This window comes from Streptomyces sp. NPDC020299 (assembly GCF_044387825.1).
GTDB lineage: Bacteria > Actinomycetota > Actinomycetes > Streptomycetales > Streptomycetaceae > Streptomyces.
In genome coordinates, this window is record NZ_JBIRWL010000004.1 from 560,911 (window position 1) to 578,702 (window position 17,792).

Consider the following 17,792-nt stretch of genomic DNA (forward strand, 5'->3'; position numbering starts at 1 on the left):
ACCGCCGGCTGCCGGGGCGGACTACGTGCACCACCACAGGAACCGATTGCACGTCCGCGTAGGCGAAGGCTTCGCAGTCGGGCCGGACGTGGTCGGTGCGGCGGTCGGCGTGGGCGTCGGCTGGGTTGTCGCCGGTGTCGTGGGGGCCGGGGCGGTGCCGCCGGTGCCCGTGGCCGACGACTGCTGGGCCTGGTCGGTGTTCTTGCCGTCCGGGGATGCGGAAGCCTTGTCCTCGTCCTTGGCCTTGGCGGACTTCGAGGCCGACGGGGACGAGGACGGGTCCGGCGAGGCAGTGCCGCCGGTGCCCGGGGAGGCGTCGTCCAGGGGCTTGGCCGTCCGCTGCGGCCCGGAGGTCGACGTACCGCCGTCCGCGGACTCGCCGCCGGCCGCCGCGGGGTCGGGGCTCGAGAAACCGGGGGCGTCGATGCCCAGCTCGGCGATGCTCAGGCCGCCTGCCGCCAGGACGAAGCCCGCTGCGATCAGGAGGGTGCGCCGACGACGGCGGCGGTGCGCCGCGGCCTTGCGATCGCGACGACTCGCGGACGAGTCCGCGGGCCCCGCGTCGTCCCCGCGGCCACGCGCCCGGCGCCGGTTCGCCACCCGGCCCTGCGGCTCGTCGCCGGGGTCGTTCTCCTCGCCCCCTCCACCGCCTTCACCCGGCTCGTCCGCGGCGTGCTCGCCGTCCGTGAGGGGCTCGCCGGCGTAAGGGACGTCCCCCTGTGGGGCGTACGCGTACGCGTGCGGCGTCGCGGCCGGTGCGCCGCACCCCGGGCAGGCGAGGGCGCCGTTGAGGTGCCGTCGGCACGGGTGGCAGTAGTCCATGACGCGGGAAGACTAAGTTCCCGGACGGTAACGTTCCTAGGCACCCCCGTGAAGGTTTGGTGGGGAACCGAAAGAGCTCTCGAAAGCCTTGCCGAAACCGTTACCTGTTCGACCCATTGACACTCACCTCACCCCATCCTTACTGTCTGCCCAGCATTTCGAACGTGTGACGAAATCTCGAACAGCTGAGGGGCAACCGCCGTGCGTATCACCGGAATCAGCACACACGTGGTCGGGACGCCGTGGCGCAACCTGACCTACGTCCAGGTGCACACCGACGAGGGGATCAGCGGAGTCGGCGAGACCCGGATGCTCGGTCACACCGACGCACTGATCGGCTACCTGCGGGAGGCCGAGGCCAACCACATTCTCGGTTCCGACCCGTTCGCTGTCGAGGACCTCGTGCGCCGTATGAAGTACGGCGACTACGGCCGCGCGGGTGAGATCGTGATGTCCGGTATCGCGGTCATCGAGATGGCCTGCTGGGACATCAAGGGCAAGGCCCTGGGCGTGCCCGTCTGGCAGCTGCTGGGCGGCAAGGTCACCGACAAGGTGAAGGCGTACGCCAACGGCTGGTACACCACCGAGCGCACCCCGGAGGCGTACCACAAGGCCGCCCAGGGCGTCATGGAGCGCGGCTACAAGGCGCTCAAGATCGACCCCTTCGGCACCGGCCACTTCGAGCTCGACCACGAGCAGTCCCTGTACGCCGTCTCCCTCATCGAGGCCGTGCGGGACGCGATCGGCCCGGACGCCGAGCTGATGCTGGAGATGCACGGCCGCTTCTCCCCCGCCACCGCCGTCCGCCTGGCCAAGGAGCTGGCCCCCTTCAAGCCGGCCTGGCTGGAGGAGCCGTGCCCGCCGGAGAACCTGAAGGCGCTGGAGAAGGTCGCCGCCAAGGTGGACATCCCGGTGGCCACCGGTGAGCGCATCCACGACCGGATCGAGTTCCGCGAGCTCTTCGAGAGCCAGGCCGTGGACATCATCCAGCCGGACGTCGGCCACATCGGCGGCATCTGGGAGACCCGGAAGCTGGCCGCCACCGCCGAGACCCACTACATGCTGGTGGCCCCGCACAACGTGGGCGGTCCGGTGCTGACGGCCGCGAGCCTCCAGGTCGGCTTCACCTCCCCCAACTTCAAGATCCTCGAGCACTTCAACGACTTCGCCGACGCGGAGATCAAGAAGGTCGTCAAGGGCGCCCCCGAGGTCGTCGACGGCTACTTCCACCTCTCCGACAAGCCGGGTCTCGGCGTCGAGCTGGACACCGACGCGGCGGCCGAGTTCCCGCAGCAGCAGGCCCGGTTCGACCTGTGGGCCGAGGGCTGGGAGCAGCGCAAGCCGAAGGGCACCGAGAAGTGAGCACCGCGGTCGTCGTCGAGGCTCCGGGCGCCCACCGGGTCGTCCCGCACGAGCCTCGCGAGCCGGGTCCCGGCGAGGCGCTGGTCGCCGTGCACGCGGTCGGTATTTGCGGAAGCGACCGTGAGGTGTACCAGGGCAACCGGCCCGAGGGGTACGTCCGCTACCCGCTCACGCCCGGCCACGAGTGGTCCGGGACCGTGCGGGCGGTGGGCGCCGGGGTGCCCCAGAGCCTGGTCGGCCGCAAGGTCGTCGGCGAGGGCTTCCGCAACTGCCAGGTGTGCGACCGCTGCCACGCGGGCGAGACCACCCTGTGCAGCGCGGGGTACGAGGAGACCGGCTTCACCCAGCCGGGCGCCATGGCCGGCACGCTCACCCTGCCGGCCCGGCTGCTGCACGCGCTGCCGGACGACGCCGACCTCACCGCCGCCGCCCTGCTGGAGCCGGCCGCCTGCATCGCGGCCGCCGCGCTGAAGGCGAACGCCCAGCCGGGCGAGCGGATGGCGGTGGTGGGCACCGGCACCCTCGGGATGTTCGCCGTGCAGTTCCTGAAGGCGGTCTCCCCCGCCGAGCTGCTGGTCGTCGGCACCCGGGGCGACCGGGAGGCGCTGTCGAGGCAGTTCGGGGCGACCGACTTCCGTCTGAAGGACGACGAGCTCCCGGACGACTTCGACGTCGTCATCGAGACCGCGGGCTCCGCGTCCGCCGCGCGCACCGCCGCGTCCCTGCTCAGGCGCGGTGGACGCCTGGTCCTGACGGGCATCCCGGCGGCGGGCGCCGACGGTCTCGACCCGACCGAGCTCGTCGTACGGCAGCTGGAGGTGCACACCGTCTTCGGTGCGCCGCCGGACGCCTGGGCGCACACGGTCCGGGTGTTCGGTGCCGGGCTGCTCGATCCGCTGCCGCTGGTCACGCACGAGCTGCCGCTGACCGAGTTCTCGCAGGCCATCGAGCTGGTCGGGGCAGGCGACCCGAAGGTCGGCAAGGTGCTGCTCCGCCCCTAGCCGTACGCCGGTACGGGGGTGACCTGACCACCCCCGTACCGGCGTACACCACCAGCTTTTTCATACCCCGAGCCGCGAACCTCGTCCGAAATACCGAACATTAAGGACAGCTTGTGACCGACGCTTCCGCCACGGCAGCCCGCAGGCCCGGTGAGCAGGCGCTCGCCGCCCTCGGCCTGGCCGCGCCCGCCCTCGACCCCGCCGACGCCTCGCCCCACTCCTTCCCGGGCGGCGGTCGCTGGCGCACCGAGATCCCCTCGTGCGAGGGTCCCGAGGCGCTGGCGGTCGTCCTGAAGGAGGCCTCGCGACTCGACGTACCCATCCACCGCATCAGCCAAGGCAGCGGCGTGTGGATGCTGACCGACGCCGAGATCACCGAGATGGTCGACGCCACCGCCGAACGCGACATCGAACTCTGCCTGTTCACCGGCCCGCGCGGCACCTGGGACATCGGCGCCTCGGTGCGCACCGACTCACGCGGCGCGGGCCTGCGGGCGCGCGGCCACGACGCGGTCGCCGGCTGCGTCGAGGACGCCATCAGGGCCACCGAACTGGGCGTCAAGTGCCTCCTCGTCGCCGACGAGGGCGTGCTGTGGACGCTGCACCGGGCGCGCGAGCAGGGCATCATCCCCGCCGACACCACCCTGAAGGTCTCGGCGCTGATCGGACCGGTCAACCCCGCCTCGTATGCGGTGTACGAGGGGCTCGGTGCCGACTCCGTCAACGTGCCCAGCGACCTGACGCTCGATCACCTCACGGAGATCAGACGGGTTTCCGGCGCGCCCATGGACATGTACATCGAGGCCCCCGACGACCTCGGCGGATATGTCCGGATGTACGAGGTCGCCGAGCTGATCCGGCGCGGCGCGCCGCTCTATCTGAAGTTCGGCCTGTCCAAGGCCCCCGGCATCTACCCGTACGGCCACCACATGCGGGACCTGACCCTGGCCACGGCCCGGGAGCGGGTGCGGCGCGGCCGGCTGGCCCTGGACCTGCTGGAACGGCACGGAGTCGGCGGCGACATGGCGCCCCTCGGCTCGCGGCTGCCCGGCGCTCTGAAGCGGTTCGGAACTTCCGCATAACGTTCCGGAAAACGCGCTTCACAAAACAGGACGCGAACCAACAGAATCCAACGCACCTCGATCGTCCCGGCAGTGCCTGTCGAGCCGTCACCGCACCGCCGTACCGAGCCCGTTCCCACACATCAAGGATGATGATCATGCGTACTCGCAGAGCCGCCATAGCCGCAGTAGCCGGAGCGGCCTCCCTCGCCCTCACCCTGACCGCCTGCGGCCAGAACAGCGACGGCGGCAGCAAGGCGAAGACCGGTGACTCCAAGGGCGGCACGATCGGCGTCGCGATGCCGACCAAGTCCTCCGAGCGCTGGATCGCCGACGGCAAGAACGTCGTCAAGGACCTCGAGGCCAAGGGCTACAAGGCCAAGCTGGTCTACGGCGAGGACGACCCGGACACCCAGGTCTCCCAGATCGAGAACCTGATCACGCAGGGCGTCAAGGGCCTGATCATCGCGGCCATCGACAACAAGTCCCTGAACAACGTGCTCCAGGAGGCCGCGGACGCCAACATCCCGGTCATCTCCTACGACCGCCTGATCCTCGGCACCAAGAACGTCGACTACTACGCCTCGTTCGACAACGAGAAGGTCGGCAGGCTCCAGGGCACGTACATCGTGCACAAGCTCGGTCTGGACAGCGGCAAGAAGGGCCCGTTCAACATCGAGCTGTTCGCCGGCTCCAACGACGACAACAACACCCGCTACTTCTTCAACGGCGCGATGAGCGTGCTCCAGCCGTACATCGACAAGAAGCAGCTGGTCGTCAAGTCCGGGCAGACCGCGCTGAACAAGATCACCACCCTGCGCTGGGACGGCGCCACCGCGCAGAAGCGCATGGAGGACATCCTGACCTCCACGTACTCCAGCGCCAAGGTCGACGCCGTGCTGTCGCCCTACGACGGCATCTCCATCGGCATCCTCGCCGCGCTGAAGTCGGACGGCTACGGCTCCAAGAGCAAGCCGCTGCCGGTCATCACCGGCCAGGACGCCGAGATCGCCTCGGTGAAGTCCATCATCGCCGGCCAGCAGACGCAGACCATCTACAAGGACCTGCGCAAGCTCGCCGAGGTCGCCACGACCATGGTCGACGACGTCATCAAGGGCAAGAAGCCGCAGATCAACGACACCAAGTCGTACAACAACCGCATCAAGGTCGTCCCCGCCTACCTGCTCCAGCCGGTGAGCGTCGACAAGACCAACTACGAGGACGTCCTGGTCAAGGGCGGCTACTACACCGACGCCCAGCTCAAGTGATCCCGCCCACCCCGACCACACACTGATTGGAAGGCACAACCATGGCGGGACCCGTCCTGGAAATGCGCTCGATCGTCAAGACCTTTCCCGGTGTCAAGGCGCTGTCGGACGTCACGCTGACGGTCCGGCAGGGCGAGGTCCACGCCATCTGCGGGGAGAACGGCGCCGGCAAGTCCACCCTGATGAAGGTGCTCTCCGGCGTCCATCCGCACGGCACCTACGAGGGCGACATCCTCTTCGAGGGTGAGACCTGCGAGTTCAAGGACATCCGGGCCAGCGAGCAGCACGGCATCGTGATCATCCACCAGGAGCTCGCGCTGTCGCCGTACCTCTCCCTCGCGGAGAACATCTTCCTCGGCAACGAGCACGCCAAGGGCGGGTTCATCGACTGGCGGAAGACCCTGGGGCACGCCACGGAGCTGCTGCGCCGGGTCGGTCTGACCGACCACCCGGAGACCCGCGTCGCCGACATCGGCGTGGGCAAGCAGCAGCTCGTGGAGATCGCGAAGGCGCTGTCGAAGAAGGTGAAGCTCCTCATCCTCGACGAGCCGACGGCGGCGCTGAACGACGAGGACAGCGACAAACTCCTCGATCTCATCCTGGAGTTGAAGAACCAGGGCATCACCTCGATCATCATCTCCCACAAGCTCAACGAGATCCGCAAGGTGGCGGACTCGGTGACGATCATCCGCGACGGGCACACCATCGAGACGCTCGACGTGAAGTCGGCGGAGACGACCGAGGACCGGATCATCAGCGGCATGGTGGGCCGCGATCTCGACCACCGCTTCCCCGAGCGCACCCCGCACGAGCCGGAGAAGGGCGCGGCCCCGGCCCTGGAGATCCGGGACTGGACCGTGAACCACCCGATCGACCAGCAGCGCAAGGTGGTCGACGACGTGTCGATCCAGGTGCGGCGCGGGGAGATCGTCGGCATCGCGGGCCTCATGGGCGCCGGCCGTACCGAGCTGGCCATGAACGTCTTCGGGCGCTCCTACGGCCGGTACGCGGGCGGCACGGTCCTCAAGGACGGCAAGGAGATCCGTACCAAGACCGTCGCCGAGGCGGTCAAGAACGGCATCGCCTACGTCACCGAGGACCGCAAGCACTACGGCCTCAACCTCATCGACACCATCAACCGCAACATCTCGCTGACCGCGCTGAAGAAGGTCGCCAAGCGGGGCGTGGTCGACGAGCACGAGGAGCGGCAGGTCGCCGAGGGCTACCGCAAGTCGATGAACATCAAGGCGCCCACCGTGTTCGAGCCGGTGGGCAAGCTGTCCGGCGGCAACCAGCAGAAGGTCGTCCTCAGCAAGTGGATCTTCGCGGGTCCCGATGTGCTGATCCTGGACGAGCCGACGCGCGGCATCGACGTCGGCGCCAAGTACGAGATCTACACGGTCATCGACCAGCTGGCCGCCCAGGGCAAGGCGGTCGTCTTCATCTCCTCCGAGCTGCCTGAGCTGCTCGGTATGTGCGACCGCATCTACACCATGGCCGCGGGGCGGCTGACCGGCGAGTTCTCCCGGGCCGAGGCCTCGCAGGAATCGCTGATGCGCCAGATGACGAAGGACAAAGAGGTAACCCGATGAGCACGGATGTGACCGCCAAGACCCCGGCCCCCGCGCCGCCGGGCAAGAGCGGATCGGCGGGCGGCCAGGGGCTGCTCCAGCTGATGCTGGACGGTCTGCGCCGCAACATGCGCCAGTACGGCATGCTGATCGCCCTCGGTCTGATCGTGGTCCTGTTCCAGGTGTGGACCAGCGGCGACCTGCTGCTGCCGCGCAACGTCTCCAACCTGGTGCTCCAGAACAGCTACATCCTGATCCTCGCGATCGGCATGATGCTGGTGATCATCGCGGGTCACATCGACCTGTCGGTCGGCTCGCTCACGGCGTTCACCGGCGCCTTCGCGGCCGTGCTGACGGTGCAGCACAGTGTGGCGTGGCCCCTCGCACTGCTGCTGTGCCTGGCCATCGGCGCGGCCGCCGGCGCGGCACAGGGCTTCCTGATCGCCTACTTCGGCATACCGTCCTTCATCGTCACCCTCGCGGGGATGCTGATCTTCCGCGGCCTGACGGAGATGCTCCTGAAGGGCCAGACCCTCGGTCCGTTCCCGGACGGTCTGCAGAAGATGGGCAACGGCTTCCTGCCGGAGGTCGGCCCGACCACCAACTACCACAACATCACGCTGCTGATGGGCTTCGCCCTGATCGCCTTCACGGTCGTCCAGGAGATCCGCGACCGCAAGCGGCAGCAGGAGTTCGCCCTCGACGTGGCGCCCAGGAACCTCTTCCTGCTCAAGCTCGTCGCCATCGTCGCCGCGATCCTCACGGTCACGATGCTGCTCGCCAGCTACAAGGGCGCGCCGATCATCCTGATCGTCCTGGCCCTGCTGGTGGTCGGCTACGGCTACCTGATGCGCAACGCCGTCTTCGGCCGTCACATCTACGCGATCGGCGGCAACCTGCCGGCGGCGAAGCTGTCCGGCGTCAAGGACAAGAAGGTCACCTTCCTTGTCTTCCTGAACATGGGCGTGCTCGCGGCCCTGGCGGGTCTGGTCGTCGCCGCCCGCCTGAACGCGGCCTCGCCGAAGGCGGGCCTCAACTTCGAGCTCGAGGCGATCGCCTCGTCGTTCATCGGTGGCGCGTCCATGAGCGGCGGTGTGGGAACCGTCCTCGGCGCGATCATCGGTGGCCTGGTCCTCGGTGTGCTGAACAACGGCATGAACCTCCTCAGTGTCGGCACCGACTGGCAGCAGGTCATCAAGGGCCTCGCCCTGTTGGCCGCGGTCGGCTTCGACGTGTGGAACAAGCGCAAGTCCGGTTCGTAAGTCAGCTCGGGCCCCGCCGGAAACGGCGGGGCCCTTCTTCTTCTAGGAGCCGCACATATGGAACTGAACCGACGCACGGTCATAGCAGGAGCCGCGGCCGCGGGTATCGCGGCGACCACCCTCGGCACGGGCACGGCCGAGGCCGCCTCGGGAGGCAGGAAGCCGGTGAAGGAGCTCTTCGGCAAGCTCGCCGACGGCACGAAGGTCTACCGCTGGTCGCTGGAGAACGGCGGCACCCGGCTGAAGGTCCTCAACTGGGGCGGCGTCGTCCAGTGCCTGGAGATCGCGGACCGGCACGGCCGGCACGCCAACGTCTCGCTGGGCTTCGACAACATCGAGGACTACGTGGCGAAGACCCCGTACTTCGGTGCCCTCATCGGCCGTTACGGCAACCGCATCGGCAAGGGCCAGTTCACCCTGGACGGCAAGTCCTACCAGCTGTCCGTCAACGACGGCGTCAACAGTCTGCACGGCGGCACCCAGGGCTTCGACAAGCACATCTGGGACGTCGAACCCTTCACCAAGGGCTCCGACGTCGGCCTGCACCTGCACTACACCAGCATCGACGGCGAGATGGGCTACCCCGGCACCCTCAAGGCGAAGGTGACCTACACCCTCACCAAGCACGGTGACTGGCTCATCGACTACGAGGCCACCACCGACAAGGCCACCGTCGTCAACCTCACCAGCCACGTCTACTGGAACCTGGCGGGCGAGGGCAGCGGCACGATCGAGAACCACGAGCTCACGATCGCCGCCTCCCGCTACACCCCCACCGACTCGGGCCTGATCCCCACCGGCGAGCTGGCCAAGGTCTCCGGCACCCCCTTCGACTTCCGCAAGACCAAGCCGATCGGGCGGGACATCCGGGCCGGCCACGTCCAGCAGGTGCAGGCCAAGGGCTTCGACCACAACTGGGTCCTGGACAAGGGCATCACGGCGAAGCCCGAGCACGTCGCCACGCTCCACGACCCGCACTCGGGCCGCACCCTGAAGATCGCCACCGACCAGCCCGGACTCCAGTTCTACTCGGGCAACTTCCTCGACGGCACCCTCACCGGCACCGGCGGCCACACCTACCGCCAGGGCGACGCCCTGTGCCTGGAGACGCAGCACTTCCCGGACTCGCCGAACCAGCCGTCCTTCCCGTCGACCGTGCTCCGGCCCGGGCAGACGTACCGGACGAGGACGGTCCACACCTTCAGCGCGTGAGGTGAAGTCACACTTCTTGCACACGCGTTGAACGGCGGCCCGCCGGTCTCCGTACTCAAGGGTGGCCCGTGCTCCCCCGCACGGGCCACCCTTAAACGGAGGTTTCCTTGGCTGACAACGTCACCTCGTTGTTCCGCAACACGGCGGCGCACAGCCCCTCGATGGCGGCGCTGACGCGCGAGGGCGACGGGTCGGGCCCGGTGGACTTCTGCATCCCGTGCAACCCCTACTTCCCCACTCCCGCCATGTTCGAGGCCATGGCGGCCCGGTTGCGCGACATCATCACGTACTACCCCAGCGGCGCCGACACCATCACGGCCGAGCTGTGCAACCTCCTCCAGCTCCCGCCGAGCTGCGTCGCGATGGGCAACGGCTCCACGGAACTCATCACCTGGATCGACCACCTGCTGGTCCGCGAGTCCCTCGCCATCCCGGTGCCCACCTTCGGCCGCTGGACCGACCAGCCGATGGAGACCGGCAAGCGGGTGGACATGTTCCCGCTCCAGGAATCGAGCGGCTTCGCCCTCGACCTCACCCAGTACGGCGAGTTCATCCGGGCCCGCGGCACCCGGGTCGCGGTCATCTGCAACCCCAACAACCCCGACGGCGGCTACCTGCGCAAGCAGCAGGTGGTGCAGTTCATGGACGCGATGGCCGACCTCGACCTCGTGGTCGTCGACGAGTCCTTCCTGGAGTTCGCCGACGCGGAGGCCGACCCGAGCGTGGTCCAGGAGGCGATGCTGCGGCCGAACGTGGTCGTGCTCCGCAGCCTCGGCAAGAACTTCGGCCTGCACGGCATCCGTTTCGGCTACCTGGTCGCGAACCCCGCCCTCGCGACCAAGGTCCGCTCCATGCTCCCCAAGTGGAACCTCAACTCCTTCGCCGAGCACGTGGTGTTCATGCTGAAGGAGCACGGCGCCGAGTACGCGCAGAGCCTGCAGCAGGTGCGCCGCGACCGCCTCGACATGGCCAGCCAGCTCTCCGCACTGCCCGGGCTGACCGTGTACCCCTCCCAGGGCAACTTCCTCTTCGTGCGCCTTCCCGTCGGCGCCGAAGGCACCGTGGTCCGGGACCGGATGCTCACCGAGCACCGGATCCTGGTCCGCGAGTGCGGCAACAAGATCGGTTCGTCCAGCCGCTTCCTGCGGCTCGTGGTGCGCCCCCAGGTCGACGTGCGTCGCCTGGTATCCGGCCTGGAGTCGGTGCTCTACGGGACCAGGAGGGGAGCCGCCGTACCCGAGCTGGGTACAGGGACCAACTACAGCTCGGGTACGGCGGCTGTTGACCGGCTGGTCAGCGAGACCAACGGGGCCGGAATGATGGGGCTTGCCGCGCAGGCCATCGCCGCCGGCCCCACCCCGGGGCTGCCAGTCGCCCCGGCCGCCGGCACCGGCATGCCGCTCCCCGCCGCCGCCGCACCGTCGGTAGGCGGCGGGATGCCGATGCCGGCGGCAGCTCAGGCCGTTCCGCAGCAGGTGCCGCAGGCGATCCCTCAGCAGATGCCCCAGCAGGTGCCACAGCAGATCCCTCAGCAGATCCCTCAGCAGATCCCTCAGCAGATTCCTCAGCAGATGCCCCAGCAGATGCCGCAGCAGGCCCCCCAGCCGGTCGCGCCCATGCCCGTCCCGGCACCGTTCCCCACCCCCGCCCCCATGCCCACGCCTGTCCCCGCGCCCGCACCGGTACCCGTGCCCGTGCCCGCCCCCGCGGCGACCGGCCCCACCCCGCCGGGCGTCCCCGCCCGCGGCGGTCTCACCGCGGCCCAGGTACGCGGCATGACCGCCCCGGCCCCCGCCGCCGGCCTGACCCCGGCCCCGGCCACCGGCTGGCCCAACGCACAGAGCTGGCCGAACGCGGCCGGCATGGGACAGACGGGGTAACCCGCCGGGGCCGCCGGGCTAGTACGCGACGGGCCAGCCGGTGCTCCAGTTCAGCAGGTTGATGCCGAGCTTGGGCGTGCCGTTGTCGTTGCCGTCGTAGTAGTGGTAGACGATGAGGTCACCGTCGGAGTCGCTCATGACGGACTGCCCGCCGGGCCCGATGACGCTGCCGTGCGACTCCAGCACGGCGGTGCCGCCGTTGCTGGTCATCGCGGTGCCGCTCTTGTCGTAGTACGGCCCGGTGACGCTCGTGGCGCGCCCCACCTTCACCTTGTACGTCGAGCTGGTGCCCTGGCAGCAGACGTCGTAGGACGCGAAGAGGTAGTAGTAGCCGCCCCGTTCGACGACGTACGGGGCCTCCACGGCCTTGCTGCCCGTCGGCCGGGACGCGATGGAGTAACGGGTGGTGTCGCCCGAGTACTGCTTCCCGGACGACGGGTCGATCCGGATCATCTTGATGCCCGTCCACCAGCTGCCGAAGGACAGCCACCACGTGCCGTCGTCGTCGACGAAGAGGTTCGGGTCGATGGCGTTGTAGTCACTGGAGGTGGTGGAGGTGTACACGACGCCGTAGTCGGTCCAGGAGCCGGGCAGCCCGGTGGCGGAACCGGCCAGCCCGATCGCCGACTTGTTGGAGCCGAAGGTCGAGACGGCGTAGTACATGAGGTACTTGCCCCCGTGGTACGAGATGTCGGGCGCCCAGGCTTCCGTCGCGTACGACGACCACCAGCCCGGCTTGCTGCCGAAGGCGTCGCCGCCCGCGCTGAAGGCGGTCCGGTCGGTGGAGGTCCTGTAGCCGAGGCCGCCCCCGGTGGCGTAGAGCAGGTACCGCCCGGACGAGGACCGGATCATCGTCGGGTCGTGCACGACGACGTCACCGGTGACCTTGCCCGGACCGGGGTAGGCGGAGGCGGTCGTCGGGACGAGGGCGAGCAGGACGGCGGCGGGCAGGGCGAGAAGAGCGGTGCGGCGGCTCACGCGGGCTCCTGGGGGGGGTGGGGGGCGGACGAGGCGGAACGTAAGTTCGGGCCCGCCCCGCGTCAACGGCCCGCGCACCCACCCGAAACTCTTCGACAGTTGCGGCGCCGAACCGGCTCCCCCGCGGCCCTTGGCCAACCGGAGCCTTGACGTCCTGTCACTTTGCCGAACTGACAGCCTACGGACAGCACGCCTCCCTACGCTGCCGTGTCCATGACAGATACCCCACACACACAAGAGGCCGGCTCCGACGACCGCTCGGTCGGACGCCGCACCGTGTTGATCGCCACCGGGACGACGGCAGCGGCCCTGGCCGTAGGCGCCGCTGCCGCCCCCGAGGCGGCCTCCGCCGCCGCGCGGACACCGGACACCGCTCCGGCCGCCGCCGCGGCCGTCTGCACCCTCACGAAGGAGATGACCGAAGGCCCCTACTACCTGGACGGAGCGCTCGTCCGCGCCGACATCACCGAAGGCAAGGCGGGCATCCCGCTCAAGCTCGCCCTGACCGTGGTCAACTCCGCCTGCACGCCCATCAGCAACGCCCTGGTGGAGATCTGGCACTGCGACGCGCTCGGCGAGTACTCCGGCTACGTCGGCAACAACGGCCACAACGAGTCGGACGACGGCACCTTCCTGCGCGGCGGCGTTCTCACGAACTCCAGCGGCGTCGCCAGCCTCACGACGATCTACCCGGGCTGGTACCGCGGCCGCTGCATCCACATCCACGTCAAGGTGCACACGGGCGTCACCCTGACCTCCGACGGATCGTTCACCGGCGGCAGGACCGTCCACACCGGTCAGCTGTTCTGCAGCGAGACGATCACGGCCGCGGTGGCCAAGATCTCGCCGTACTCGACCAACACGGTCACCCGCACCACCCTCGCCCAGGACGGCATCTACGACGACGGTGGCGCCTCGTCCGGCCTCCTCACCCTCACCGCCCTGGGCAGCTCCACCTCCTCCGGGTACACCGGCACGCTCACGCTGGGTGTCTCGAGCTGACGGTTCCGCACGACGACCCTGCCCGTCCGGCCTCGCCGGGCGGGCAGGGTTCCCCGGGTCAGGAGGCCGGGCAGGCCTTCCACGCCATGTGGTAGGTCGTACTGATGTCCCCGTCGGTCGAGTCCATGGTCATGAAGCTGACCTTGCCGGGCGACGCCGTACCCGCGTTGACGCGGATCTCGGTGTTGATGTTGAAGTTGCGCAGCACGCCGCAGGGGGCGTAGACCAGCTGGGCCACGTCGGTGCTGTCCGTGGCCTGCCAGTCGTCGTTGTACGGACCGCTGAACGGATGGTTCTTGGCCGAGGTGTCCGGGGAGCCCTGGAAGTAGTACGAGGCCTTCTGTGTGCCGCTCGCACCGCGCTGGAGCGAGGCGAAGCCGCGGTAGTCGGCGCTGGCGATGGCGTAGGTGAAGCCCTGCGGGACGTGGACGATCAGGTTGAGCTGGCAGTTCTTGCGGAACGCCGTGGGGTCGGAGTTGCCGCCGGCCTGGGCGAGGTAGCTGCTGTAGGTCACCGTGAAGGCCGTGTTGTCCGGGGAGACGGCGACGGCGGCCGTGCCCTGGGGACAGCCGGAGCCGTTCACCGTGGCGACGTCGATGACGATCTTGTCCGGGGGCGGGTTGGTGACGACCGGGGAATCCGCGTGCGCGGGTATCGCGCTGGTGAGCAGCGCGGCCACCGCGCCGCTCAGGAGGAGGCCTCGAGCCATGGTTTCTTCCTGTTCTCGAGTGGGGGGTGGGTCGCCCCGGGCCTCAGAAGAAACTGTGTGAAACCTGTGAAGGCCGGAGGGCGTTCGCATCGTAGGGACACGCCACCCGGGCCGGGCAGGGTCAACTCCGGCCATTCACAACAGGAATTTCACGGTCACGGGTTCTCCCAGGCCGCCGGCTCCTCCGCCAGCCTGCGTACCGGCTCCGGCAGCGCGTCCGCCGCGAGGTCGGCGACCGTGACGCCCTCCAGGATGCGCCGCACATTGGCGCGCAGCGCGATCCACAGGGGCAGCAGCGGCTGGGCGGTGCCGGTGTAGGCGAGCCCGGTGGGCCGCTCGCCGCGGACCGAGACGATCGGGCCGTCGACCGCGCGGATGAGGTCGGCCACGGTGATGGCCGAGGCCTGGCGGGCCAGCCGGTATCCGCCGCCCCCGCCACGCCGGCTCTCGACGATCCCGGCGCGCCGCAGATCCCCGAGGATGCCCTCCAGGAACTTGTGCGGAATGTCCTGGACGGCGGCGATCTCCTCCGCCTTCACCGGGCCGTCACCCTGCCGTACGGCGAGCTCCAGTGCCGCCCGTACCGCGTAATCCGCCCGTGCCGAGATCCTCATGTGTCCATTGTGGGGCGTGGGTCCATGGAGAATGGCCGGACCCGGTCCCCGTAAGATCGCCCGGGAGGATCCCTTGGCGCTCAGCAGACGTACCTTCAGTGCCCTCGCCGGCTCCGCCGCGCTCGGCTTCGCCCTGGGCGGCAGTGGCGGCCCCGGGGCGCCCTCGGCGTACGCGGCGCGCAGCGTGCCCACGGGCCCGGCGCCCGCGCCGCCCGGCGCGGACGGGCGGCGGCACACCGTCGACCACGACCACTACTCGCTCGTCGTCGACGGCCACCGGCTGGTGCTGTGGTCCGGCGAGATGCACCCCTTCCGGCTGCCCAGCCCGTCCCTGTGGCGTGACGTGCTCCAGAAGATGCGGGCGCACGGCTACAACGCGGTCAGTGTCTACGTGGCGTGGAACTACCACTCCCCCGCCCCGGGGAAGTACGACTTCACGGGCGTCCGCGACCTGGACCTGTTCCTGCGCATGGCCACCGAGACCGGGCTGTACGTGATCCTGCGCCCGGGCCCGTACATCAACGCCGAGATCGACGGCGGCGGCTTCCCCGGCTGGCTGACGGCGACCAAGGGCGCCGCCCGCACCGACGACCCGACGTATCTGGGTCACGTCGACGAGTGGCTGACCGCGGTGAACCGGATCGCGCGCCGGCATCTGTTCACGCGGGGCACCGGCACGGTCCTGCTGTACCAGATCGAGAACGAGTACGACGCCCACGTCGACGAGCCGGCCGGCCGGAACTACATGTCCCACCTGTACCGGAAGGTGCGGGCGGACGGGATCGACGTACCCCTCTTCCACAACGACAAGGGGCGCAACGGCTACTGGACCCCCGGCTCGTTCGACACCGGCGGCGAGAAGGGGCGGTGGCTGTACGGCTTCGACGGGTATCCGTCACCGTCCCAGGTGCCGCCGGACTGGGGGCACTTCGGTCCGGGCGGGCCGGGGGGCGGGGCGACCGCGAGCCCTCGTACGCCCGGGTTCGTGCCCGAGTTCGGGGGCGGCTGGTTCGATCCGTGGGGCGGGGCCTGGTTCGGCGGCAAGGGGTACGCCGAGTCGCGGCGCACCCGGGACGCGGCGTACGAGCGGCGCTTCTACCTGACCAACCTGGCCAACGGCATCACCCTGCACAACGTGTACATGACCTTCGGGGGCACCTCCTGGGGCTGGCTGCCCGCGCCGGTGGTGTACACGTCGTACGACTACGGCGCCGCCCTCGACGAGGCCCGCAACGTCACCGGCAAGATCGTGCCGATGCACCAGCTCGGCCACATGCTCCAGCGCGTGCCCGACTTCGCCAAGCTGGACCGGGCGGCGGAGGTGAAGGCGGCCGGGCTGAAGGTGTACCACCTCACCAATCCGGACACCGGCGCCCATGTGTACGTGGCCCGCAACGACGGCGGCAAGGCGGTCACCTCCACCCTGCCCACCGCCGCGGGCGAGCTGAAGATCACCGTCCCGGCCCGGGACGCCCGGATGCTGACCACGGGGCTCTCCCTCGGGCACCGGAAGCTGAAGTACTGCACGGCCCAGCCGATGCTGACGCTGACCGCCGGACGCCAGGACGTCGCCCTGTTCACGGGCCGCCACGGCGAGATGGCGCATCTGGTGCTGGAGTGCCCGAGCGAGCCGTACGTCACCCGGCTGGACGCCGAGGGGGCCTGGACGTACGACCAGGACGAACTGCACGTGACCGTGCCCCTCGGCCAGGGCGGGCTGACCCGGGTGCTGGTGGAGCGCGGCGAGAGCGAGACACCACTGCTGCTGCTCTTCGCCGACGAGGCGTACTCGGTGCGGCTGTTCCCGTACGACACCCCGTCCGGCACCCTGCTGGTCTACGGCCCCGCGCTGCTGCGCCACGCCGAGCTGCGCGGCTCCACCGTCCACCTCACCGGCGACACCGTCCAGGAGACCGGCCTGGAGGTGTGGGGGCCGCGCGGGATCGACAGCGTGACGTGGAACGGGCGGCCGGTGGCCACCCGGGTCGCGATGTCCGGGAGCCTGGTGGCCGCGCAGGTGCTGCCCGGCGTGCCGGCGGTGCGGCTGCCCGAGCTGGGCGGCTGGCGGATGCGCACGGAGAACCCGGAGGCCGGTCCCGCCTTCGACGACTCCACGTGGCGGGCCGCCGACCGGACGACGACGTTCAGCACCACGCCGGTGCCCAAGGACCAGCCGGTCCTGTTCGCCGACGACTACGGCTTCCACTACGGCGACGTCTGGTACCGGGGTACGTTCACGGACGCCACCGGCATCGAGGAGGTCTCGCTCGCCTACAGCACCGGCACGCAGGGCCTGCTGATGGCGTGGCTGGACGGGGAGCCGCTGGGCACGCACCGCATGCCGGTGCCGACCCGGGACACGGCCCGGCAGGGCAGCTGGGCGGACACGGCCGTCTTCCCCGTCCGGGAGAGGCTGCGCGGGCCGGGCCGGCACGTGCTGTCCGTCCTGGTGCGGCGCATGCAGCACGACCAGGACGGCAAGGGGCTCGACACCCACAAGGTGGCGCGCGGCCTGACCGCGGTCACCTTCGAGGGCGGCGCCCCGAAGGTGAGCTGGCGGCTGCAGGGCGAGGCCGCGCCCGATCCGGTGCGCGGGCCGCAGAACAACGGCGGGCTGTTCGGGGAGCGGGAGGGCTGGCACCTGCCCGGCTTCGCCGACCGGGACTGGGAGCCGGTGGGGTTCCCGCGTGCCGAGCGGCGGCAGGGCGTGACCTGGTACCGGACCACGTTCAAGCTGGCGGTCCCCGACGGCATCGACGCCTCGGTGGGCCTGGTCCTGGAGGACGACCCGTACCGGGCCTACCGCGCCCAGCTGTTCCTCAACGGCTGGAACATGGGCCAGTACATCAACAACGTGGGCCCGCAGCACACCTTCGTCCTGCCGAACGGCATCCTGCGCACCCGGGGCGCCAACACCCTGGCCCTGGCCGTCCTGTCCGAGTTCACCTCGCTGTCGGGCCCGGGGAAGGTGCGGCTGACCCTGCTGGGCAGCGCGGCCGGAGGAGCACCGGTGACACCGGTGGCCTCCCCCGGCCGCTGAACCCCCTGCC

14 protein-coding genes are annotated in these 17,792 nt (G+C 69.7%); 10 read left to right on the plus strand and 4 right to left on the minus strand.

The window, feature by feature from the left end; translation table 11 throughout:
- Positions 1 to 21 precede the first annotated feature (21 nt).
- Positions 22 to 822, minus strand: coding sequence for a hypothetical protein (locus ACH45E_RS14030; protein WP_361438061.1), 801 nt, complete (start codon positions 820 to 822; stop codon positions 22 to 24).
- Between the two features lie 201 nt (positions 823 to 1,023).
- Between ACH45E_RS14030 and ACH45E_RS14035 the strand changes: the two genes are divergently transcribed.
- From ACH45E_RS14035 to ACH45E_RS14070, 8 genes are all read left to right on the plus strand, one after another.
- Positions 1,024 to 2,184, plus strand: coding sequence for a mandelate racemase/muconate lactonizing enzyme family protein (locus ACH45E_RS14035; RefSeq protein ID WP_361438063.1), 1,161 nt, complete (start codon positions 1,024 to 1,026; stop codon positions 2,182 to 2,184).
- The gene (locus tag ACH45E_RS14040) at positions 2,181 to 3,185 is read left to right on the plus strand and encodes an alcohol dehydrogenase catalytic domain-containing protein (RefSeq protein WP_361438065.1); all 1,005 of its coding nucleotides are present in this window, start codon (positions 2,181 to 2,183) and stop codon (positions 3,183 to 3,185) included. The genes ACH45E_RS14035 and ACH45E_RS14040 overlap by 4 nt, the downstream gene beginning before the upstream one ends.
- A gap of 113 nt (positions 3,186 to 3,298) precedes the next feature.
- Positions 3,299 to 4,267 (plus strand): hypothetical protein, encoded by a 969-nt coding sequence (locus ACH45E_RS14045; protein WP_361438067.1) that lies wholly within the window; start codon positions 3,299 to 3,301, stop codon positions 4,265 to 4,267.
- Between the two features lie 137 nt (positions 4,268 to 4,404).
- The gene (gene chvE / locus ACH45E_RS14050) at positions 4,405 to 5,514 is read left to right on the plus strand and encodes a multiple monosaccharide ABC transporter substrate-binding protein (protein ID WP_361438069.1); all 1,110 of its coding nucleotides are present in this window, start codon (positions 4,405 to 4,407) and stop codon (positions 5,512 to 5,514) included.
- 41 nt (positions 5,515 to 5,555) lie between these two features.
- Entirely contained in the window at positions 5,556 to 7,106 is a 1,551-nt protein-coding gene (mmsA, locus tag ACH45E_RS14055; protein WP_361438071.1) for a multiple monosaccharide ABC transporter ATP-binding protein, read from the plus strand.
- Positions 7,103 to 8,347, plus strand: a complete 1,245-nt coding sequence (gene mmsB / locus ACH45E_RS14060) for a multiple monosaccharide ABC transporter permease (RefSeq protein WP_361438073.1) — start codon at positions 7,103 to 7,105, stop codon at positions 8,345 to 8,347. Before mmsA ends, mmsB begins: the two co-directional genes overlap by 4 nt.
- Positions 8,348 to 8,404: 57 nt before the next feature.
- A complete protein-coding gene (locus tag ACH45E_RS14065; protein ID WP_361438075.1) occupies positions 8,405 to 9,559 on the plus strand; it encodes an aldose epimerase family protein in 1,155 nt (384 codons plus the stop codon).
- A 107-nt stretch (positions 9,560 to 9,666) separates the two neighbouring features.
- Entirely contained in the window at positions 9,667 to 11,439 is a 1,773-nt protein-coding gene (locus ACH45E_RS14070; RefSeq protein WP_361438077.1) for a histidinol-phosphate transaminase, read from the plus strand.
- Between the two features lie 18 nt (positions 11,440 to 11,457).
- Here the strand turns inward: ACH45E_RS14070 and ACH45E_RS14075 are convergent, their stop codons facing one another.
- The gene (locus ACH45E_RS14075; RefSeq protein WP_361438079.1) at positions 11,458 to 12,417 is read right to left on the minus strand and encodes an arabinan endo-1,5-alpha-L-arabinosidase; all 960 of its coding nucleotides are present in this window, start codon (positions 12,415 to 12,417) and stop codon (positions 11,458 to 11,460) included.
- A 213-nt stretch (positions 12,418 to 12,630) separates the two neighbouring features.
- On the opposite strand from ACH45E_RS14075, the gene ACH45E_RS14080 reads away from it, so the two are divergent.
- Complete coding sequence (locus ACH45E_RS14080) at positions 12,631 to 13,419, plus strand: intradiol ring-cleavage dioxygenase (RefSeq protein WP_361438081.1); 789 nt, start codon at positions 12,631 to 12,633, stop codon at positions 13,417 to 13,419.
- Positions 13,420 to 13,477: 58 nt separating this feature from the next.
- Here the strand turns inward: ACH45E_RS14080 and ACH45E_RS14085 are convergent, their stop codons facing one another.
- Positions 13,478 to 14,128, minus strand: coding sequence for a DUF4360 domain-containing protein (locus ACH45E_RS14085; protein WP_361438083.1), 651 nt, complete (start codon positions 14,126 to 14,128; stop codon positions 13,478 to 13,480).
- Positions 14,129 to 14,283: 155 nt separating this feature from the next.
- Complete coding sequence (locus ACH45E_RS14090; RefSeq protein ID WP_361438085.1) at positions 14,284 to 14,742, minus strand: Rrf2 family transcriptional regulator; 459 nt, start codon at positions 14,740 to 14,742, stop codon at positions 14,284 to 14,286.
- Between the two features lie 73 nt (positions 14,743 to 14,815).
- Between ACH45E_RS14090 and ACH45E_RS14095 the strand changes: the two genes are divergently transcribed.
- Positions 14,816 to 17,782 (plus strand): beta-galactosidase, encoded by a 2,967-nt coding sequence (locus ACH45E_RS14095; RefSeq protein ID WP_361438087.1) that lies wholly within the window; start codon positions 14,816 to 14,818, stop codon positions 17,780 to 17,782.
- The last annotated feature ends 10 nt before the right edge of the window (positions 17,783 to 17,792 follow it).

Coding starts and splice junctions, on each gene's coding strand:
- ACH45E_RS14030 (WP_361438061.1), bottom strand. CDS start 822: ATGGACTACTGCCACCCGTGCCGACGGCACCTCAACGGCGCCCTCGCC.
- chvE (WP_361438069.1), top strand. CDS start 4,405: ATGCGTACTCGCAGAGCCGCCATAGCCGCAGTAGCCGGAGCGGCCTCC.
- mmsA (WP_361438071.1), top strand. CDS start 5,556: ATGGCGGGACCCGTCCTGGAAATGCGCTCGATCGTCAAGACCTTTCCC.
- mmsB (WP_361438073.1), top strand. CDS start 7,103: ATGAGCACGGATGTGACCGCCAAGACCCCGGCCCCCGCGCCGCCGGGC.
- ACH45E_RS14065 (WP_361438075.1), top strand. CDS start 8,405: ATGGAACTGAACCGACGCACGGTCATAGCAGGAGCCGCGGCCGCGGGT.
- ACH45E_RS14080 (WP_361438081.1), top strand. CDS start 12,631: ATGACAGATACCCCACACACACAAGAGGCCGGCTCCGACGACCGCTCG.
- ACH45E_RS14085 (WP_361438083.1), bottom strand. CDS start 14,128: ATGGCTCGAGGCCTCCTCCTGAGCGGCGCGGTGGCCGCGCTGCTCACC.
- ACH45E_RS14090 (WP_361438085.1), bottom strand. CDS start 14,742: ATGAGGATCTCGGCACGGGCGGATTACGCGGTACGGGCGGCACTGGAG.